A 20,089-nucleotide genomic window follows, 5' to 3' on the forward strand; every position below is an offset into this window, starting at 1 on the left:
ACTCACTTCTCACCAATCGGCCGAACGGGCGGTAGCCCTTTCACGTTCGCGAAGCCCGTAGCGGCCCTTGGCGAACATCCATCACCGGATTTTTTGCAATCCCGGCCCACGGGGTACACTGATAGTGTTACCGCCAGGCGCGAGATCGGTTGCACGCCTGAAGCCATAGCAAAGCCCGTACCACACCGTTCGCTGAAGCGCTTTAGCGACAGGTCAATAGCAAAACTTGTACCCTTGCGACATCTTCTTAACAGATCAATCGGGCGCGCCCTTCAATCACGCACTCAATGAGAGCGCCCGCACACAATTGGAGCAGCCATGACCGAGCCCTTGATTCTTCAGCCTGTTAAGCCCGCAGACGCCTGCGTGATCTGGCTGCACGGCCTCGGCGCCGACCGTTACGACTTCCTGCCGGTGGCCGAGGCGTTGCAGGAAAGTTTGCTGAGCACGCGTTTTGTGCTGCCGCAGGCGCCGACACGTCCAGTGACGATAAATGGCGGATATGCCATGCCGAGCTGGTACGACATTAAAGCCATGAGCCCGGCGCGGGCGATCGATCGCGATGAGCTGGAAGCGTCTGCCGATCGCATCATCGAATTGATCGAAAACCAGCGCGCCAGCGGAATAGACGCCTCGCGGATTTTCCTCGCCGGTTTTTCCCAGGGTGGTGCCGTGGTGTTGCACACCGCTTTCTTGAAATGGCAGGGGCCGTTGGGTGGCGTGCTGGCGTTGTCGACGTATGCACCGACGTTCAGTGATGAGCTGGAGTTATCGGCCAGCCAGCAGCGGATTCCGGTGCTGTGCCTGCACGGTCAGTTCGATAACGTGGTGCAGAACTCGATGGGCCGCAGTGCTTACGAGCACTTGGTGAAGCATGGTGTCACCGTGACATGGCAGGAATACCCAATGGAGCACGAAGTGTTACCCGAAGAAATTCGCGACATTGGCGTCTGGTTGAGCGAACGTCTGCGCTAATCGCGACAGCATTGCCTGCCCGTTGATCATCACACTACGCCGCGCCCGTTTCTTGCATTACACTGGCCGGCGTACATTCCTTAACCAATTGATGAGATGACCGTGCTCGAAGCACTCAAGAAAATGTTCGGTAAAAGCGAGGCTGAGCAGCTCGCGCCAGTTCCCAGTGCGCCGTCGCACGCCCCCGGTCATCGCCACGATGCGCCCCAGGCCGACCGCCCCGCTGCCGTAGCAGCACCGAAGCAAGACCCGCAACCCGCTCCGGCCGCGCCCATCGCCGCCGAGCCTGCGCGCAGTGAAGAGCCGAAACCGGCCAGACCGCGTCGCGAACCGAAGCCCAAGGCATCGGTCATTCCGTGGAAACTCGAAGATTTCGTCGTCGAGCCACAAGAAGGCAAAACCCGCTTTCACGATTTCAAACTCGCGCCAGAACTGATGCACGCCATTCAGGATCTGGGCTTCCCGTATTGCACGCCGATCCAGGCGCAGGTGCTGGGTTTCACCCTCGCCGGCAAAGACGCCATTGGTCGCGCGCAGACCGGTACCGGCAAAACCGCCGCGTTCCTGATCTCGATCATCACTCAGTTGCTGCAAACGCCGCCGCCGAAAGAACGCTACATGGGCGAACCCCGTGCGCTGATCATCGCGCCGACCCGTGAGCTGGTGGTGCAGATCGCCAAAGACGCCGCTGACCTGACCAAGTACACCGGCCTCAACGTGATGACCTTCGTTGGCGGCATGGACTTCGACAAGCAGCTCAAGCACCTCGAAGCGCGCCACTGCGACATTCTCGTCGCGACCCCGGGCCGCCTGCTCGACTTCAACCAGCGCGGCGATGTGCATCTGGACATGGTCGAAGTGATGGTGCTGGACGAAGCCGACCGCATGCTCGACATGGGTTTCATCCCGCAAGTCCGCCAGATCATTCGTCAGACCCCGCCGAAAAGCGAACGCCAGACCCTGCTGTTCTCCGCGACCTTCACCGAAGACGTGATGAACCTCGCCAAGCAGTGGACGACCGACCCGTCGATCGTCGAAATCGAAATCACCAACGTCGCCAACGAAAACGTCGAGCAACACATCTACGCCGTGGCCGGTGCCGACAAGTACAAACTGCTCTACAACCTGGTCAACGATAATGGCTGGGAGCGGGTGATGGTCTTCGCCAACCGCAAGGACGAAGTCCGCCGCATCGAAGAGCGCCTGGTGCGCGACGGTGTGAACGCTGCGCAGTTGTCCGGCGACGTGCCGCAACACAAACGCATCAAGACGTTGGAAGGCTTCCGTGAAGGCAAGATTCGCGTACTGGTCGCCACCGATGTGGCCGGTCGCGGCATTCACATCGACGGCATCAGCCACGTGATCAACTTCACCCTGCCGGAAGTGCCGGACGACTACGTACACCGCATCGGCCGTACCGGTCGTGCGGGCGCTGATGGCGTGTCGATCAGCTTCGCCGGTGAGGACGACTCCTATCAGTTGCCGTCCATCGAAGAGAAGCTCGGTCGCAAGATCAGCTGTGAAACGCCGCCGACGCATTTGTTGCGTGCGGTTGAGCGCAAGCGTCCGCAGCAGTAAGCGACGCTAAAAGACAAGCGCAGCCGGCAACGGACTGCGCTTTTTTTTCGTCTGGATTTTTTGCCGCAGAAGCTTGCCCAAGAATACTAAAAGTCCATAATGGACAAACAAGTTTAGTTTTTTTGTCTACGGAGTCTGAAATGTCCAGTACGCCCTACGTGATCGACCAAGCCCAGGCCCGTGAGTTGCTGGCGCGTATCGATGTGCCGCAGATCTTGCGCAAGCTGTTTCGTGATCTTGCCAACGGCAAAGCCTTGCAGCCGGCGCAGCAACTGGTCGAGTTCCCGCAGGGTGCTGGCGACTTCATCAACTATCTGGGTGTACTGGCTGAGGATGGCGTTTACGGCGTGAAGACCTCGCCGTACATCGTTCGCGAACAAGGTGCGCTGGTGACAGCGTGGACGCTGTTGATGTCGATGAAAACCGGTCAGCCATTGCTGCTTTGTGATGCCGGTGAACTGACCACTGCGCGAACGGCGGCGACCACAGCGGTGGCGGTTGATGCGCTCGCGCCTCTGGGCGCTAAACATTTGGCGATTATTGGCAGCGGCAAGGTTGCCCAAGCGCACCTGCATTACGTGAAGTCGCTGCGTGACTGGCAGAGCATCAGTCTGTATTCGCCAAGCCTGTGCGCTGATACTCAATCCCAGGCCCTGCTGAAAGCCATCACGCCCAATCTGAAGATCACCGACAGCCGTGAGGCCGCCCTCGCCGAAGCTGACGTGATCATGCTTTGCACCTCATCGGCGGGCCCGGTGATTGATCCCGCTGAGTTGAGCAAACCGGCGCTGATCACTTCGATCAGCACCAACGCCCCGCGTGCGCACGAAGTGCCGCCGCAGAGCCTCAACGACATGCAGGTCTTCTGCGACTATCGGCTGACCACGCCGGGGTCGGCGGGTGAAATGCTGATTGCCAGTGAGCAGCATGGCTGGAGCAACGATGCGATCGTTGGTGACCTCGCTGACCTGCTCAGTGAAAAAGTCCAGCGTCCGGGTTACGACCGTCACGTGTTTTTCCGTTCAATCGGTTTGGGCCTGGAAGACATTGCCCTCGCCAATGCGGTGTATCACCTGACCCACTAACACCAAAAATCCCCTGTAGGAGCTGCCGAAGGCTGCGATCTTTTGATCTTGACCTTAAAAACAAAGATCAAAAGATCGCAGCCTTCGGCAGCTCCTACGGGGATCGCATTCTGATTGGGGAATTGCCAATGGCAGATCCCAGAGAGCCACGATAGCTTTGGAGTTTTTCATGAGCCAGGCAGATTTCATCATCATCGGCGGCGGGATTGCCGGCGCTTCCACCGGGTTCTGGCTGTCGCCGCAGGCCAAAGTCATCGTGCTCGAACGTGAGTCGCACCCGGCCTATCATTCCACCGGACGTTCCGCCGCGCTGTTCACCGCTGCCTACGGCACGCCGCAAGTCCGCGCCCTGACCCAAGCCAGCCGCGCATTCTTCGATAATCCACCCAACGGTTTCTGTGAACACCCACTGCTGACCCCACGTGGCGAAATGACCGTGGACTTCACCGGTGACAACGCCGAACTCAACAACCAATACCTCAGCGCCAAAGCCACAGTCCCAGAGATGCAACTGCTCACTGCCGACGAAGCCTGCGCACGTCTGCCAATCCTGCGTCGGGAAAAAGTCCACGGCGCGATCTACGACCCGAGCGCCAGCGACATCGACACCGATGCCCTGCATCAGGGCTACCTGCGCGGCATCCGTCGCAACAACGGTGAAGTCCACACTGATTGCGAAGTGCTCGGCCTGAGCCGCGACGCCGACGGCCTCTGGCAGGTGCAAACCAACGGCCAGACCTTTAGCGCGCCAGTGATCATCAACGCCGCCGGCGCCTGGGCTGACAAGATCGGCGCACTGGCCGGCGCCAAGCCGCTGGGCCTGCAACCGAAACGCCGCGCTGCATTTATCTTTGCCGGCCCCGAAGGCGTCGACATTCATCACTGGCCGATGCTGGTCAGCCTCGACGAGTCCTTCTATATGAAGCCCGACGCCGGCATGTTCCTCGGCTCGCCGGCCAACGCCGATCCGGTAGAACCTCACGACGTGCAACCCGAAGAACTGGACATTGCCATGGGCATTTACCAGATCGAAGAAGCCACCACGCTGACCATCCGCCGTCCGACCCGCACTTGGGCCGGCCTGCGCAGTTTCGTCGCCGACGGTGATTTGCTTAGCGGTTTCGATCCGCAGGTGCCGGGGCTGTTCTGGGTCGCGGCGCAGGGTGGTTACGGCATCCAGACATCGCCGGCGATGGGCCAGGCCAGCGCGGCGCTGGTTCGCGGCGAATCTTTGCCTGAACACTTGCGCAACTTCGGTCTGAGCAGCGCCATGCTCTCCCCTGCCCGCCTCGCTTGAATGCCCGTCAGGATGACTCGCTCAACGGATTGCGGCACACTCGCAGCGCCTCCTGTTCACGGGGGCGCTGACGCAGCCTGGAGCTCCACTGTCATGACCGCCCCTGAATTCGATCCGGCGCTGGATAACTTCCGCGCCATCGCCGACGCCATCGCCACGCTGTTTTTTCCGCACGCCGAAGTGGTGCTGCACGACCTGCGCACGCAGAAGGTCGACTACATCGCCAACAACCTGTCGAAACGCGAAATCGGCGACGATTCATCGCTGGAAGACATGCTCAGCGAGGATGTCAGCGACAGGAACATTGGCCCGTACGAAAAGCTCAACTGGGACGGTCAGAAGATTCGCAGCTTGAGCAGCGTTTTGCGCGACGGCGAGGGTCTGCCGCTGGCGGTGCTGTGCATCAATCTGAATATTTCGCTGTTCGAGAATGCCAAGGCGGCGCTGGATCTGTTCCTGTCGCCGAGCAAACTGATCCCGCAGCCGGATTCACTGTTTCGCGATGACTGGCAGGAACGCATCAACACCTTCCTCCACGCCTGGCTACGCGAGCGGCAGTTGAGCCTGAATGTGCTGACCCGCGATCACAAACGCGAATTGGTGCTGGCGCTGCACGCCGAGGGCGCGTTCAAGGGCAAGAGCGCCTCGAACTACGTGGCCAATGTGCTGAACATGGGGCGGGCGACGGTGTACAAGCATTTGAAGGAAATGAAGGGCTGAAGATCAAAAGATCGCAGCCTTCGGCAGCTCCTACAGGAGCACGCATTCCCCTGTAGGAGCTGCCGCAGGCTGCGATCTTTTCAATCAGTCGCCGTAAATATCAGACTTGAAATACTTCTCGGAAATCTTCTGGTATTCGCCACTCGCGCGAATGCCATCAATCGCGCCATTCAACTGGCTGACCAGTTCCGCATTACCCTTGCGCACCGCGATCCCCGCGCCCTCGCCGACGTACTTCGGATCCTTCAACTCAGGCCCGACAAACGCATAGCCCTTGCCGCGCGGCATCGTCAAAAAGTCATTCAGCGGAATGGTGTCAGCGAAAATCGCATCCAGCCGCCCCGCCGCCAGATCCATGTAGATCTCTTCGTTGTTGCTGTAGCGCTTGACGTTGATGCCCTTGGGCTCGAACACCTCGGTGGCGTAACGATCGGTGGTGGTCGCGCGCTGTACGCCGACGTTCTTGCCTTTGAGGCTTGCGTATTGATCGTCTACCGTGGCGCCTTCTTTCATCACCAGACGCGACGAGGTGAAGTAGTACTTGTGGGTGAAATCCACTGACTTCTTGCGGTCTTCGTTGATGGTCATCGACGACAGCGCCATGTCGATCTTCTTCACTTTCAGCGAAGGAATCAGACCGTCGAACTCACCTTCCACCCACACGCACTTGACCTTCATCTGCGCGCACAGGGCATTGCCGATGTCGTAGTCGAAACCGACGATCTCGCCCTTGTCGGTTTTCGAGGCGAATGGCGGGTAAGCGGCTTCGATGCCGATGCGCAGGGTTTGCTCGGCGGCGAACACGCTGGCGCAGGACAACAGGCTGAGGGCCAGACCGGTGATGAGGGGGAGTTTCTTCATGTTCGTTCTCTCGCGGGTTGTTGTTGGTTTGGCAAGACGAAGAAGAGCAGCTGCGAGCGGGGAGCTTCGAGCGGCAAGATTGAAGCAATTTGTACTTGTAAATCCATCTTGGACTTATATGTACAAATCGTCAATTCGGGGCAGAAGGCTGCGATCTTTTGATTTACTTCTTCCAGCGATCCGCCGCTGCATGATCACTGTCCCGCCCTTCAACCCAACGCGGCCCGTCGCTGGTGTTTTCTTTCTTCCAGAACGGTGCACGGGTTTTCAGGTAGTCCATGACAAAAGCGCAGGCATCGAATGCGGCCTGGCGATGGGCGCTGGCGGCGCCGACGAACACGATTGGTTCACCCGGCTCGAGCGCGCCGATGCGATGCAGCACTTCCAGTTTCAACAGCGGCCAGCGCTGCTCGGCTTCGATGGATATTTTGCCGAGGGCTTTTTCGGTCATGCCCGGATAGTGTTCGAGGAACATCCCCGCCACATCCAGTCCATCGTTGAAGTCGCGCACGTAGCCGACAAAGCTCACCACCGCGCCGACGCCGACATTGGCCGCGTGCATCGCGTTGACTTCAGCGCCCGGGTCGAACGGCGTGGCCTGCACACGAATTGCCATGGCTCAGCCTCCGGTCACGGTGGGGAAAAACGCCACTTCGTCGCCATCGACCACCGGCTCGTCGAGCTGGCAGAGGTCTTCGTTGCGTGCGCACATCAGGTTCTGCTCGCTCAGCACTTCGGCGCCATCCCGTTGCGCAAGCAATGCACGCACATCGTCGACAGTGGCGAAATCACCTTCAACCTTCAGCGAATCCACGCCCAGCGCTTCACGGTAACGGGCAAAAAACCTCACGGTCAGGTTCATGGCTGCTCCGCTTGAAAGTGCCCGCTCTTGCCGCCGACCTTCTCCAGCAGACGCACGCTTTCGATGGTCATGCCGCGATCGACGGCTTTGCACATGTCGTAGATGGTCAGGGCGGCGACGCTGGCGGCGGTCAGCGCTTCCATCTCGACGCCGGTCTGCCCGGACAGTTTGCAACGGGCGACGATGCGCACGGTGTCTGCGCCGTCAGCGCTGAGTTCGACTTTGACGCCGGTAAGCATCAGCGGGTGGCACAGGGGAATCAGATCGCTGGTTTTCTTCGCCGCCTGAATGCCGGCAATGCGCGCCACGGCGAACACATCACCCTTGGGATGGCCGCCGCTGACAATCATCTGCAGCGTTTCGGGGAGCATGCGCACCAGCGCTTGGGCCGTCGCTTCACGGAACGTCACGGCTTTTTCGGTGACGTCGACCATGTTGGCGCGACCTTGGGAATCGAGATGAGTCAGCACGGGATTACTCCTGATCAGGAGCGGGGATTGTAAACCTGCGGGTCAAATTTCCGCACCCACGAATATCACTCACCTTATGTAGGAGCTGCCGAAGGCTGCGATCTTTTGATCTGGCTTTTATAGAGCAAGATCAAAAGATCGCAGCCTTCGGCAGCTCCTACATGTGATTTGTGTAGGGCATAAAAAAACCGGGCGGTTTTGGGGCCGCCCGGTTTTGTTGGCGATGCGGTTACAGATGGGTTTCGGCGTATTCAGCCAGGATCGAGCGAGGCACCCCTTGCAGTGTGATGTGCACACCGTTCGGGAAATCCTTGAAGCGTTCGGTCAGGTAGGTCAGCCCGGAGCTGGTCGCGGACAGGTAAGGGGTGTCGATCTGTGCGAGGTTGCCCAGGCACACCACTTTCGAACCGGCGCCGGCACGGGTGATGATGGTTTTCATCTGGTGCGGTGTGAGGTTCTGGCATTCGTCGATCAGGATCAGGCTCTGCTGGAAGCTGCGACCACGAATGTAGTTGAGCGATTTGAACTGCAGCGGCACTTTGCTGAGGATGTAGTCGACGCTGCCATGGGTGTTTTCGTCATCCATGTGCAAGGCTTCGAGGTTGTCGGTGATGGCGCCCAGCCACGGCTCCATTTTTTCCGCTTCGGTGCCGGGCAGGAAACCGATCTCTTGGTCGAGACCCTGCACGCTGCGGGTGGCAATGATGCGGCGATAACGTTTGCTGACCATGGTCTGCTCGATCGCAGCGGCCAGCGCCAGAATGGTTTTACCGGAGCCTGCCGCACCCGACAGGTTGACCAGATGAATGTCCGGGTCGAGCAGCGCGTACAGCGCCAGACTTTGATAGATGTCGCGCGGCTTCAGCCCCCACGCTTCCTGGTGCAGCAGCGGTTCCTGGTGCAGGTCGAGAATCAGCAGGCGGTCTTCTTCAATCTCCTTGATCCAGCCGACGAAGCCCTGTTCATCAATGATGAACTCGTTGATGTGCACGGCCGGCAGGTTGTCGATCAGTTGTACCTGGTGCCAGGTGCGGCCGTGATCCTGACGGGTTTCGACCTTGCTCACGCGGTCCCAGAAGGAGCCGGTCATGTTGTGATAGCCGTTCGGCAGCAAGGACACGTCGTCGACCAGTTGGTCGGTGCTGTAGTCCTCGGAGGCGATACCGCAGGCGCGCGCCTTGAGGCGCATGTTGATGTCTTTGGTGACCAGCACCACCGGTTTTTTCGGGTCGCGGGTGTGCAGATCGATCAGTTGGTTGATGATTTTGTTGTCGTTCAGATGCTCGGGCAGAATCAGGTTCGACTCGGCCTGCTTGCTCATCAGAATTGACAGCAAGCCCTTCGGCCCGCCCTTGCCGCGCTGGATCGGCACACCCAGCTCGACATCTTCCGGGGACGCATCGCCCAGGGTTTTGTCGATCAGCCGGATGGCCTGTCGGCATTCAGCGGCCACGCTGTGATGCCCGCTCTTGAGCTTGTCCAGCTCTTCAAGCACGGTCATCGGGATCGCGACGTGGTGTTCTTCGAAATTCAGCAGGGCGTTTGGATCGTGAATCAATACGTTGGTATCGAGTACATACAGGATTGGCTGGTTGGAGGAAGGGCTACGTCCGTGATCATCCATACTCGGTCACCTATGTCAGAGCCAGTAGACGCAATACCTGAGCGGTGCTGCGCCTCGAAGTGACTGCCGAAATCTCACCTGCGGAGATTCAAGTGACTGCAAACAAACGGGTCTTGGAAGACGCCACCTGTGTTGCAGGTTTCGGCGGTCTGTCTTCGTAATACTCCAAAACCGATGACATAAAAAAGTACTTTGAAGGTTTTTTTAAGTTTATTTTGCAAAGTGACGAAAAGCCCTTGGCGGACTCCGTCGACACCGTTAGAGTCGGAAGTCCACCTGCAGCAAATTCTCTGAAAAAATCACCCCAAGCCCAATGTTTCCGGGCTTTTAGCGTTTCTCAGCGAAACGCGTCCTCACAGTCTTCCCAACCGATGCCGCTCTGCGCGGTTTGCGTGATCAGCCACGGCAACGAGGTCTTCACCGCGTCCTGTTTCATATTGAAATTGATCACCCCGTGACGCCACAACAGCATCAGGGTCAGCACCCGTTGCGCGCTCGGCGCGCCCTTGAGTTTGCCGGCACCATCCTGAGCATCAATGTCCCACAGCGCCACTTGCAGGCCCTGGGTGTTGAAGAAACCTTGCGCATCGCTGCGACGCTGGCCGTCCGGCGGACGGAACAGCGGCACGTAGTTTTCCGGCAGTTTGTTCTTCACCAGATCGGCGCTGCGCCGCACCGAATCCTGCCAGTCCTGCCAGTGGCTGTGGGAGCGGAACTCCCAGCCCTGCACGCCGACGCACTGTCTGGAGAACTCGGTTTGCAGGCTGCTCACCGAACGATCGCTCAGGCGTGCCTGAATATCCTTGCCCAACACAAAGAACGTGCCGCTCAGATTGGCCTTGCGCAGATAGCCGGTGAGCCAGTCGGTATTGTCCGGTTGCAGATTCGCGGCGCTGTCGAACGTCAGCAGAAACAGCCGGTCGTGCATCTCGTCGCCGTTGCGCTCGTAGTCGCCGAAACGATCGACTTCGCTGCTGGTCTGCGGAAACAGCGCGGCCTTACGCATCAGTTCATCGAGATACTGCACATGGAAGATCCGACTCGGCTCGGCCCACTTGGTGTAATAGCTGTCGTCGCTGACCACGAACTTGGCAGCTTGCTCACGCAGGGTCGGCAGGTCTTCGACGAGGAAGCAGAACGAGGCGTCCTGATCGCAGCTTTGCTGGGCGTAGTTGTAGTTGGCCAACAGGCGCTGCCAGAGGCGCTGACGCAGGCTGTTGACCGCGTCGATATTCACCGTGCGCAGACCGAGGCGCTGGGCCAGCGCGGTTTCGTCCAGCGCTTCGGTGCCGAGCAGGCCCCGGGCGAACATGAGGATTTCGGCACGCGAGGCGACGTCGAACAGCGTCGGGCTGCTGAGCTGCTCCGGCCAGGTGCTGCGATCCAGCGTCGCTACATCGCCCGGCGCCGCGATGGCACCGAAGCTCAACAGCCACGCGGTGAATAAAAGAACAATGCGCAAAGGGGCGTCTCCATAACAAAACCCGCGCGGCACTATATCGCGGGTGGATCAAAAGAAAGATCAAAAGATCGCAGCCTTCGGCAGCTCCTACCTGTGCCTCCATTGAATCATTGCGATGATCGTTCCCACGCTCTGCGTGGTAACGCCTCCCCGGACGCTCCGCGTCGAGCTCGACGGTGACGCGGAGCGTCACAGCCGGCATTCCCACGCAGAGCGTGGGAGCGATCATCGCCAAGCCGTCGATCACCTATGGGCTTGATAGCTGGAGTCAACACCGACAACCCCCTAGAATCGCCCCCACGATTAAAGGAGACGACTTCATGCTGATGGTGATTTCCCCCGCCAAGACCCTCGATTACGAAACACCGCCGGCGACCCAGCGCTTCACCCAGCCGCAGTACCTCGACCATTCTCAGGAACTGATCCAGCAATTGCGCGACCTGACCCCGGCGCAGATCAGTGAGCTGATGCACGTGTCCGACAAGATCGGCGGCCTCAACGCCGCGCGTTTCGGCAGCTGGACGCCCGCGTTCACCCCGGAAAACGCCAAGCAAGCGCTGCTCGCCTTCAAGGGCGACGTCTATACCGGCCTCGACGCACAATCTTTCAGTGAAGCCAACTTCGACTACGCGCAAAAGCATCTGCGCATGCTCTCCGGCCTCTATGGTCTGCTGCGCCCGCTCGACCTGATGCAACCGTATCGCCTGGAAATGGGCACCAAACTGGCCAACGCCCGTGGCAAAGACCTGTACGCGTTCTGGGGCACGCGCATCAGCGAATGGCTCAACGAAGCCCTGGCCGATCAGGGCGACGACGTGCTGCTCAACCTCGCATCCAACGAATACTTCTCGGCGGTTAAACGCACGGCGTTGAACGCGCGGATCATTAACACCGAGTTCAAGGATCAGAAGAACGGCCAGTACAAGATCATCAGCTTCTACGCGAAAAAGGCCCGTGGCCTAATGAGCCGTTTCGTGATTCAGGAAAAGATTAACGATCCCGCCCAGCTCAAGCAGTTCGATGTGCAGGGTTATCGCTACAGCGCCGAACAGTCGAAACCCGACAATCTGGTGTTTCTGCGCGACCACGCCCCCGAATAAAGCATGCCTAATGCACGACTCTTTTTATAAAGAGTCGTGCAGCTCGCACGACGTCAAAAATTCCTCGCTTGATTTCGCCATTTTTATGGCGCCAGAAAACAATCCCTGTCTTTTCTAATTTTAGTTTCACTCGACACTGATCATTTTTTTCAGTAGTGGCACGTAACTTTTTTCAAGGTAGTGGCACAAAACTATCTAGCGCAATGACGCCCCTATCAATAAAGGGCGAAACGGAAAGTGCTATCAAATTGAGACCAGTGCCATCTTTGTCAATATTTCAAAAAATTTCAGATGGCGCGATGAGCGGACTGGAACTATGTCCAAATGCGTAGTTCATACCACCGGTAACGATTCTCGCCGAGTTTGTACGAGATAACTTACGTAGGACAATTAGCCATGTAACCAAGTTGTCACAGCAACTTGCCTAGATGACTAACCGGTCGCAAAGCACACTGAAGGACAGGAGATACGCAGCATTAATATCCCCTACAAGGCCAAGGCCGCGCCCCTATAAACGTGCTCGCCTGAGCACCAAACCGCTTGATCTACGGGCCTTCCCGCCCGCCATCAAGCGCGCAAGACGAATGCACCTGAGTCTTCCACAAGGAAGATCCGCTGCATAACAGGGCAAGTCATAACTATAAGGCCTGGTTGCGCACATCTTGAGTGCACTTATTTAGACACTCGGAACTTTGTATGCCTGCACACGGCATTGTGGCGCCTGTAAGCCGCACTTTCGAGTGCACTAGTGAACGCTGAACACCATTAACTCCGGCCTTCTAAGGCCTGATATATACAGAGGTAATTGCGATGCGCATCAGCATATTTGGTTTGGGTTACGTTGGCGCAGTATGTGCCGGTTGCCTGTCTGCACGGGGCCATGACGTGGTTGGCGTCGATGTTGCCAAAGACAAGATCGACATGATCAACGCTGGCAAATCTCCCATTGTTGAACCGGGCCTGGGCGAACTTCTGCAACAGGGTATTCAAACCGGTCGTCTGCGTGGCACGACCAACTTCGCCGAAGCGATTCGTGACACTGACCTGTCGATGATCTGCGTCGGTACGCCGAGCAAAAAGAACGGCGACCTCGAACTGAACTACATCGAAGCCGTGTGCCGCGAGATCGGTTTTGTTCTGCGTGAAAAAACCACCCGCCACACCATCGTTGTACGCAGCACCGTATTGCCGGGCACTGTTGCCAACTTAGTAATCCCGATTCTCGAAGACTGCTCCGGCAAGAAGGCTGGCGTCGATTTCGGCGTCGCGGTCAACCCGGAATTCCTGCGTGAATCCACCGCAATCGCCGACTACGACCTGCCACCGATGACCGTCATCGGCGAATTCGACAAGGCTTCGGGCGACGTTCTGCAATCGCTGTACGAAGAACTCGACGCGCCGATCATCCGCAAGGACATCGCCGTTGCCGAGATGATCAAGTACACCTGCAACGTCTGGCACGCGACCAAAGTGACCTTCGCCAACGAGATCGGCAACATCGCGAAAGCGGTCGGCGTCGATGGCCGTGAAGTGATGGAAGTGGTTTGCCAGGACAAGACCCTCAACCTGTCCCAGTACTACATGCGCCCAGGCTTCGCCTTCGGCGGTTCGTGCCTGCCGAAAGACGTGCGTGCCCTGACCTACCGCGCAGGTTCGCTGGACGTCGAAGCGCCGCTGCTCAACTCGCTGATGCGCAGTAACGAATCGCAAGTGCAGAACGCCTTCGACATCGTTGAAAGCCACGACAAACGCAAAGTCGCCCTGCTCGGCTTGAGCTTCAAGGCCGGCACCGACGACCTGCGCGAAAGCCCGCTGGTCGAGCTGGCCGAGATGCTGATCGGCAAGGGTTACGACCTGAGCATCTACGACAGCAACGTCGAGTACGCCCGTGTTCACGGCGCGAACAAAGACTACATCGAGTCGAAAATCCCGCACGTATCGTCGCTGCTCAACGCGGACTTCGATTCGGTGATCGACAACTCCGACGTGATCATCCTCGGCAACCGTGACGAGAAATTCCGCGCACTGGCCCAGCAAGCACCGCACGGCAAACAGGTCATCGACTTGGTCGGCTTCATGGCCAAAGCCACCGACGCCGGCACCCGCACCGAAGGTATCTGCTGGTAAGGCAGACGTTGCCCGGCGCCGCCCTCGCGACGCCGGGCAACAGAACCCAAATGTAGGAGCTGCCGAAGGCTGCGATCTTTACCGGCAACGCTTGAGTTCCGAGTGAACCGGCAAAGATCAAAAGATCGCAGCCTTCGGCAGCTCCTACAGGGATCACCCGAATTGCGCGTGACATCGCAGTTTTTTGTAAGCCTGCCTTAACCCCATCGGGCCCGGCCCGAGATAGAGACGGATGCAGATTATGCACAGGCTAAAACACGGCCTACTTCAGGCCGCCGGTTGGCTGTTTTACCTAAGTTTGCTGATGGGCTTGGCCTTGATGCTGCCCACGTCCACGTTCGACTCCGAGTCGAAGGACTTCATTTTCCTGATTGGCGCCGTGGGTATCTGGCGCTATTCGATGGGTGTAACGCACTTTGTGCGCGGCATGATTTTCCTCTACATCGTTTACCCGCACCTGCGTCGCAAAGTGCGCAAGCTGGGTAAAGCGGCGGATCCGTCGCATGTGTTTCTGATGGTCACCAGTTTCCGTATCGACGCGCTGACCACAGCGCAGGTCTACAGCTCGGTGATCCGCGAAGCCATCGACTGCGAACTGCCGACCACCGTGGTTTGCTCGATCGTGGAAATGTCCGATGAGCTGCTGGTCAAGGCGCTGTGGGCGCGGATGAATCCGCCAGAGCGTGTGAAGCTCGACTTCGTGCGCATTCCCGGCACCGGTAAACGTGATGGCCTGGCCTACGGTTTCCGCGCGATCTCCCGTCACCTGCCGGACGACCGTGCAGTCGTCGCCGTGATCGATGGCGACACCGTGCTCGGCGAAGGCACCGTGCGCAAGACCGTGCCGTGGTTCCAGCTGTTCGGCAACGTCGGCGGCCTGACCACCAACGAATTCTGCGAAGTGCGCGGCGGCTACATCATGAGCGAATGGCACAAGCTGCGTTTCGCCCAGCGCCACATCAACATGTGCTCGATGGCCCTGTCCAAACGCGTGCTGACCATGACTGGCCGTATGTCGGTATTCAAAGCGTCTGTGGTCACCAACCCGGAATTCATCGCCGACGTTGAAAGCGACTCGCTGCAACACTGGCGTCTGGGCCGTTTCAAGTTTTTGACCGGCGACGACAAGTCGAGCTGGTTCAGCCTGATGCGCCTTGGTTACGACACTTTCTACGTGCCTGACGCGGCGATCAACACCGTTGAACACCCGCCGGAAAAGAGCTTCATCAAGGCCAGCCGCAAACTGATGTTCCGCTGGTACGGCAACAACCTGCGCCAGAACTCGCGAGCACTGGGCCTGGGTGTGAAACGCCTCGGCGCCTTCACCTCGGTGGTGCTGTTCGATCAACGCGTATCGATGTGGACGTCCCTGCTCGGCCTGACCGTGGCGATCATCGCCAGCTTCAAATACGGCACCGCGTTCATCCTCGTTTACCTGCTGTGGATCGGCATCACCCGCCTGATTCTGACCCTGTTGCTGTCGTGCTCCGGTCACCGGATCGGCCCGGCTTATCCCGCGATTCTTTATTACAACCAGATCGTCGGCGCGCTGGTGAAGATCTATGTGTTCTTCCGCCTCGACCAACAATCCTGGACACGCCAACCCACATCCCTGACCCGTGATCTCGCCAGCTTTCAACGTTGGTTCAACACCTGGTCGTCTCGGACCATGACCTTCTCCGCCGGCAGCATTTTTGTCGCCGTGCTGCTGATGATGGTCTGACCCGCCCCTATTGAATTAACAAGGAAATCGCCCCTATGAATACCGCCGTCAACGCCAACGTAGTGCATGAATCCGAAGCCCAGCGCCAACACGCCCGCGTGAAAATCCCGGCCAAACTGCGCTTTTTCGGCCCCGACCAGACACCGGTTGAAGCGCGGGTCATCGACCTGTCGGCCGGTGGTCTGGCGTTCAACGCCGGGCAGTTGCCGCTCAAGGCTGGCGACGTGCACAAGGCGCGTCTGCAATTCGTCATCGACAACCTCGGGCTGGCGATGGACGTGGAACTGCAGATCCGTTCTTACGACCGCCAGACCGGCCGCGTCGGTTGCCAGTTTCAGAACCTCGAGCCGCAGGATATTTCCACCCTGCGCCACTTGATCACTTCGCACCTGGCCGGCGACATCGTCAGCATGGGTGAAGTGTTGGCAACGCTGCAGCGCGACAACTTCACCAAGGCGCGCAAAGTGAAGGACGGCGGCTCCGGCATGACCCCGTTCGGTCGACTGAAAGCAGTGACCTTCAGCGCCGGTGTGTTTGTCGTCGGTCTGGTCGCGGCGGGCTTCATTTTCAAATCGGTGTACGGCATGTACTTCGTCAGCCACGCGCAGGCCGGTCTGGTCAGCGTACCGGGGATGAACATCACCATGCCGCGCGACGGCACCGTGCAGAGCCTGATCAAGTCCGACGGCGTTGCCGCCAAAGGCGCGCCACTGGCGACCTTCAGCACCAGCATGCTCGACGTGCTCAAGGGCCATCTGGAAGAAGATCAACTGTCCCCGGCCAAGGTTGAAGAACTGTTCGGCAAGCAAATGACCGGCACCCTGACCTCGCCGTGCGATTGCACCGTGGCCCAGCAACTGGTGGCTGACGGTCAATACGCGAGCAAGGGCGACGTGATCTTCCAACTGGTGCCGCGCAACACTCAGGCCACCGTTGATGCGCGCTTCTCCTATCGCCAGTTCGGCGACGTGCGTCCGGGCACTCCGGTGAGCTTCCAGATCGCCGGCGAAGACAAGACCCGCACCGGCAAGATCGTCAGCAGCACCAGCCTGAAAAGCGCCGACCTGTCCTCTGACATCCGCGTACAGATCCAGCCAGACGAGCCGCTCGACAGCAACCTCGCCGGCCGCCCTGTGGAAGTCAACAGCGACCGTGGCCCGAACCTGAACTGGCTGATCGACAAAGCCATGGCTGCCGGTCTTTAAGTCGAGGACATGCCTGTGACTACTCCACCCATCCTGAAAACACCGCGATCCCTGTGGGATCTGGCCTGCCGGCGATTGGATCAGCGCGGTGTGTCTGATGTACCGCGCCGCCTGAATCGCGAGCAGGCTCACTCCTACATGGGCACGGTGTGTGCCTTGGCGCTGGCGGTGAGTCTCGCCGGTTGCGCCGGCCTGCCCGATCAGCGTCTGGCCAACGAAGCGCTCAAGCGTGGCGACACTGCCACCGCTGCGCAGAATTATCAGCAACTGGCCGATCTGGGTTACAGCGAGGCGCAAGTCGGCCTCGCCGATATCCAGGTCGACAGCCGCGACCCTGAGCAAATGAAACAGGCCGAAGCGACTTACCGCGCCGCCGCCAGTGTTTCGCCGCGTGCTCAGGCGCGTCTTGGCCGCTTGCTGGTGGCCAAACCGGGTTCCACCGAAGCCGAGCACCACGAAGCCGAAACCCTGCTGAAAAAAGCCGCCGCCAATGGCGAAGGCAACACGTTGATCCCGCTGGCGATGCTCTACCTGCAATACCCGCACAGCTTCCCGAACATCAACGCTCAGCAGCAGATCGATCAATGGCGCAAATCCGGTTATCCGGAAGCAGGTCTGGCGCAGGTGCTGCTGTATCGCACCCAAGGCACCTACGACCAGCACCTGGATGACGTGGAAAAAATCTGCAAAGCCGCGCTCAACACCACCGATATTTGCTACGTCGAACTAGCCACGGTCTATCAGAAACGTGCCCAGCCAGAACAGCAAGCCGAGTTGATCAAGCAGATGCAGGCCGGTTACAGCCGTGGCACCGTCACCGCGCAGCGCGTCGATTCGGTGGCCCGTGTATTGGCCGATTCGACCCTGGGCAAGCCTGACGAAAAAACCGCGCAGTCGCTGCTCGAGCCGATCGCTCCAGGCTACCCGGCGTCGTGGGTGACCCTCGCGCAATTGCTTTACGACTACCCGGAACTGGGCGACGTCGACCAGATGATGAAGTACCTCGACAACGGCCGCGCCGCCGACCAGCCGCGCGCTGAGCTGTTGCTGGGCAAGCTCTACTACGAAGGCAAAATGGTCCCGGCCGACGCCAAAGTCGCCGAAGAACATTTCCAGAAAGCCGTTGGCCGTGAAGTCGCCGCCGACTACTACCTCGGCCAGATCTATCGCCGTGGCTACCTCGGCAAGGTCTACCCGCAGAAGGCGCTCGACCACTTGCTGACCGCTGCGCGCAACGGCCAAAACAGCGCCGACTTCGCCATCGCGCAACTGTTCTCCCAAGGCAAGGGCACCAAGCCCGATCCGCTCAACGCCTACGTCTTCAGCCAACTGGCCAAGGCGCAAAACACCCCGCAAGCCGATGAGCTGGCGACCACCCTCGCCGCGCAATTGCCGCCCGAGCGTCTGGCCGAAGCCCAACGTCTGCTGCAACAGGAGCAAGCCAGCCGTGGCGCTCTGAACCAGAACACGCTGCAACTGCACGCCCTGCAAGAAGAAGACGGCGAGGAAAAATTATGAAGTTGAATCCATTCGTGAAGGCCGGCATTGGCCTCACTTTCGCGCTGATCTGGTCTTGCCCGACACTGGCCGCGATGACTGAAACCAAAAACTTCGGCCTCGAAGTGAAAGTCACCGGCCAGTCCGAAGACGACCGTGACCTCGGCACCGCCAGCGGCGGCGACGTCAACGGCGTCGGCCTCGACCTGCGTCCGTGGATCTACGGCGAAAGCGGCGCGTGGAGCGCCTACGCCATGGGCCAGGCCGTGACCTCGACCGACATCATCGAAACCGACACCCTGCAACAATCCGACGGTGAACAAGCCACCGACAACGGCGATCGCAAAACCAAGAAAAACTACCTGGCGATGCGCGAGTTCTGGGTCGGCTACAGCGGCCTCACGCCATACCCGGGCGAGATGCTCAAGTTCGGTCGCCAGCGCCTGCGCAATGACGACGGCCAATGGCGCGACACCAACATCGAAGCGCTGAACTGGACCTTCGACACCACCCTGTTGCGCGCCAACGCCGGTGTCGCCGAACGCTTCAGCGAATACCGCACCGACTTGAAAGAGCTGGCGCCGAAAGACAAAGATCGCCTGCACGCCTACGCCGACGCCGCTTACCAGTGGACGCCGGGCCAGTGGGTCGGCATTCGTGGTCACCATACCCACGACGACGGCAAACTCGATTACGCCGAGCCAGGTGTCCCGCGCGACTCGCTGGATAAAACCGAGAACGGCGACATCAGCTGGCTCGGCCTGACCGCCGACAGCGACGCCTACAACTGGCGCAACACCAACACCGTCAACTACTGGGGCAGCATCACCGGCATGAGCGGCGACCGCGACACGGTCAACGCGCTGAACGCCGATGGCACCCGCCCGGCACAAGCCAAGCGCAGCGATGACGTCAACGGCTGGGCCACCGACATCGGTGTACGCCTGCGCCTCGATCCGCAATGGCAAGTCGGCGGTGCGTATGCCCGCGCCAGCGCCGATTACGAGCAGAACGGTCTGGAGAGCAACCGCTCCAACTACACCGGTACGCGCTCGCGGGTTCACCGTTTCGGCGAAGCCTTCCGTGGCGAAATGAACAACATGCAAACCGCGACGCTGTTCGGTTCGTGGATGGTCAACGACGAGTACGACGCCAGCCTGATCTACCACAAATTCTGGCGTGTCGACGGCAACAAGCCGGTCGGCAGCAACGGCATCAACGCCGTGGAAAACAACACCGACGACGCCACCGGCGCGATCCTTTCCAGCACCTCGCTGCCGCTTGAAGACGGCAACAAGGATCTCGGTCAGGAGATGGATCTGGTCGTCACCAAGTACTTCAAGCAAGGCCTGTTGCCGGCGGCGTTGAGCCAGTCGATCGACGAGCCTTCGGCCCTCGTGCGCTTCCGTGGCGGTGTGTTCAAACCGGGCGATGCCTACGGCAAGCAGGTTGATTCGTACATGCACCGCGCGTTCATCGACGTGATCTGGCGCTTCTGATGCA

Annotated in this window: 17 protein-coding genes; 11 read left to right on the forward strand and 6 right to left on the reverse strand. The window is 59.3% G+C overall.

Annotated features, from left to right (window positions below; all coding sequences use genetic code 11):
- Positions 1-318 precede the first annotated feature (318 nt).
- The 5 genes from KFS80_RS03795 to KFS80_RS03815 all read left to right on the forward strand — a co-directional run bounded on the left by KFS80_RS03795 (position 319) and on the right by KFS80_RS03815 (position 5,655).
- Positions 319-975 (forward strand): alpha/beta hydrolase, encoded by a 657-nt coding sequence (locus KFS80_RS03795; RefSeq protein ID WP_212544012.1) that lies wholly within the window; start codon positions 319-321, stop codon positions 973-975.
- A gap of 96 nt (positions 976-1,071) precedes the next feature.
- A complete protein-coding gene (gene rhlB / locus KFS80_RS03800; RefSeq protein ID WP_159815597.1) occupies positions 1,072-2,553 on the forward strand; it encodes an ATP-dependent RNA helicase RhlB in 1,482 nt (493 codons plus the stop codon).
- Positions 2,554-2,693: 140 nt separating this feature from the next.
- Complete coding sequence (locus KFS80_RS03805) at positions 2,694-3,638, forward strand: ornithine cyclodeaminase family protein (RefSeq protein ID WP_212544013.1); 945 nt, start codon at positions 2,694-2,696, stop codon at positions 3,636-3,638.
- A 169-nt stretch (positions 3,639-3,807) separates the two neighbouring features.
- Positions 3,808-4,935: an NAD(P)/FAD-dependent oxidoreductase gene (locus KFS80_RS03810; protein WP_212544014.1), complete on the forward strand. Its 1,128-nt coding sequence runs from the start codon at positions 3,808-3,810 to the stop codon at positions 4,933-4,935.
- Between the two features lie 93 nt (positions 4,936-5,028).
- The gene (locus KFS80_RS03815; RefSeq protein ID WP_064118408.1) at positions 5,029-5,655 is read left to right on the forward strand and encodes a helix-turn-helix transcriptional regulator; all 627 of its coding nucleotides are present in this window, start codon (positions 5,029-5,031) and stop codon (positions 5,653-5,655) included.
- An 84-nt stretch (positions 5,656-5,739) separates the two neighbouring features.
- On the opposite strand, the gene KFS80_RS03820 is transcribed toward KFS80_RS03815, so the two are convergent.
- The 6 genes from KFS80_RS03820 to KFS80_RS03845 all read right to left on the reverse strand — a co-directional run bounded on the left by KFS80_RS03820 (position 5,740) and on the right by KFS80_RS03845 (position 10,934).
- The gene (locus KFS80_RS03820; protein WP_212544015.1) at positions 5,740-6,516 is read right to left on the reverse strand and encodes an ABC transporter substrate-binding protein; all 777 of its coding nucleotides are present in this window, start codon (positions 6,514-6,516) and stop codon (positions 5,740-5,742) included.
- Positions 6,517-6,679: 163 nt separating this feature from the next.
- Positions 6,680-7,132: a molybdopterin synthase catalytic subunit MoaE gene (gene moaE / locus KFS80_RS03825; RefSeq protein WP_212544016.1), complete on the reverse strand. Its 453-nt coding sequence runs from the start codon at positions 7,130-7,132 to the stop codon at positions 6,680-6,682.
- Positions 7,133-7,135: 3 nt separating this feature from the next.
- The gene (gene moaD, locus KFS80_RS03830) at positions 7,136-7,378 is read right to left on the reverse strand and encodes a molybdopterin converting factor subunit 1 (protein ID WP_053117314.1); all 243 of its coding nucleotides are present in this window, start codon (positions 7,376-7,378) and stop codon (positions 7,136-7,138) included.
- A complete protein-coding gene (gene moaC, locus KFS80_RS03835) occupies positions 7,375-7,848 on the reverse strand; it encodes a cyclic pyranopterin monophosphate synthase MoaC (RefSeq protein ID WP_212544017.1) in 474 nt (157 codons plus the stop codon). Before moaC ends, moaD begins: the two co-directional genes overlap by 4 nt.
- Before the next feature lie 229 nt (positions 7,849-8,077).
- Positions 8,078-9,472 carry a PhoH family protein gene (locus tag KFS80_RS03840; RefSeq protein ID WP_053117311.1) on the reverse strand — a complete coding sequence of 465 codons (1,395 nt, stop codon included), beginning with the start codon at positions 9,470-9,472 and terminating at the stop codon, positions 8,078-8,080.
- A 337-nt stretch (positions 9,473-9,809) separates the two neighbouring features.
- Positions 9,810-10,934, reverse strand: a complete 1,125-nt coding sequence (locus tag KFS80_RS03845) for a polysaccharide deacetylase family protein (protein WP_212544018.1) — start codon at positions 10,932-10,934, stop codon at positions 9,810-9,812.
- Between the two features lie 320 nt (positions 10,935-11,254).
- On the opposite strand from KFS80_RS03845, the gene yaaA reads away from it, so the two are divergent.
- From yaaA to KFS80_RS03875, 6 genes are all read left to right on the forward strand, one after another.
- The gene (yaaA, locus tag KFS80_RS03850) at positions 11,255-12,034 is read left to right on the forward strand and encodes a peroxide stress protein YaaA (RefSeq protein WP_053117306.1); all 780 of its coding nucleotides are present in this window, start codon (positions 11,255-11,257) and stop codon (positions 12,032-12,034) included.
- A gap of 810 nt (positions 12,035-12,844) precedes the next feature.
- Entirely contained in the window at positions 12,845-14,161 is a 1,317-nt protein-coding gene (locus KFS80_RS03855) for a nucleotide sugar dehydrogenase (protein ID WP_212544019.1), read from the forward strand.
- Positions 14,162-14,402: 241 nt separating this feature from the next.
- Positions 14,403-15,884, forward strand: coding sequence for a mannuronan synthase (gene alg8 / locus KFS80_RS03860; RefSeq protein WP_218959177.1), 1,482 nt, complete (start codon positions 14,403-14,405; stop codon positions 15,882-15,884).
- Between the two features lie 35 nt (positions 15,885-15,919).
- Positions 15,920-17,089 carry an alginate biosynthesis protein Alg44 gene (locus KFS80_RS03865; RefSeq protein WP_212544020.1) on the forward strand — a complete coding sequence of 390 codons (1,170 nt, stop codon included), beginning with the start codon at positions 15,920-15,922 and terminating at the stop codon, positions 17,087-17,089.
- Between the two features lie 9 nt (positions 17,090-17,098).
- The gene (gene algK, locus KFS80_RS03870) at positions 17,099-18,607 is read left to right on the forward strand and encodes an alginate biosynthesis TPR repeat lipoprotein AlgK (protein WP_218959178.1); all 1,509 of its coding nucleotides are present in this window, start codon (positions 17,099-17,101) and stop codon (positions 18,605-18,607) included.
- The gene (locus tag KFS80_RS03875; RefSeq protein WP_212544022.1) at positions 18,604-20,085 is read left to right on the forward strand and encodes an alginate export family protein; all 1,482 of its coding nucleotides are present in this window, start codon (positions 18,604-18,606) and stop codon (positions 20,083-20,085) included. Before algK ends, KFS80_RS03875 begins: the two co-directional genes overlap by 4 nt.
- The last annotated feature ends 4 nt before the right edge of the window (positions 20,086-20,089 follow it).

The sequence above is a fragment of the Pseudomonas rustica genome (assembly GCF_018336155.1).
In the GTDB taxonomy this organism is placed as follows: Bacteria; Pseudomonadota; Gammaproteobacteria; order Pseudomonadales; family Pseudomonadaceae; genus Aquipseudomonas; species Aquipseudomonas rustica.

Coding starts and splice junctions, on each gene's coding strand:
- moaD (WP_053117314.1), bottom strand. CDS start 7,378: ATGAACCTGACCGTGAGGTTTTTTGCCCGTTACCGTGAAGCGCTGGGC.
- KFS80_RS03810 (WP_212544014.1), top strand. CDS start 3,808: ATGAGCCAGGCAGATTTCATCATCATCGGCGGCGGGATTGCCGGCGCT.
- rhlB (WP_159815597.1), top strand. CDS start 1,072: ATGACCGTGCTCGAAGCACTCAAGAAAATGTTCGGTAAAAGCGAGGCT.
- KFS80_RS03875 (WP_212544022.1), top strand. CDS start 18,604: ATGAAGTTGAATCCATTCGTGAAGGCCGGCATTGGCCTCACTTTCGCG.
- KFS80_RS03855 (WP_212544019.1), top strand. CDS start 12,845: ATGCGCATCAGCATATTTGGTTTGGGTTACGTTGGCGCAGTATGTGCC.
- KFS80_RS03815 (WP_064118408.1), top strand. CDS start 5,029: ATGACCGCCCCTGAATTCGATCCGGCGCTGGATAACTTCCGCGCCATC.
- KFS80_RS03865 (WP_212544020.1), top strand. CDS start 15,920: ATGAATACCGCCGTCAACGCCAACGTAGTGCATGAATCCGAAGCCCAG.
- yaaA (WP_053117306.1), top strand. CDS start 11,255: ATGCTGATGGTGATTTCCCCCGCCAAGACCCTCGATTACGAAACACCG.
- moaE (WP_212544016.1), bottom strand. CDS start 7,132: ATGGCAATTCGTGTGCAGGCCACGCCGTTCGACCCGGGCGCTGAAGTC.
- alg8 (WP_218959177.1), top strand. CDS start 14,403: ATGCACAGGCTAAAACACGGCCTACTTCAGGCCGCCGGTTGGCTGTTT.
- KFS80_RS03840 (WP_053117311.1), bottom strand. CDS start 9,472: ATGGATGATCACGGACGTAGCCCTTCCTCCAACCAGCCAATCCTGTAT.
- KFS80_RS03805 (WP_212544013.1), top strand. CDS start 2,694: ATGTCCAGTACGCCCTACGTGATCGACCAAGCCCAGGCCCGTGAGTTG.
- algK (WP_218959178.1), top strand. CDS start 17,099: ATGCCTGTGACTACTCCACCCATCCTGAAAACACCGCGATCCCTGTGG.
- KFS80_RS03820 (WP_212544015.1), bottom strand. CDS start 6,516: ATGAAGAAACTCCCCCTCATCACCGGTCTGGCCCTCAGCCTGTTGTCC.
- KFS80_RS03795 (WP_212544012.1), top strand. CDS start 319: ATGACCGAGCCCTTGATTCTTCAGCCTGTTAAGCCCGCAGACGCCTGC.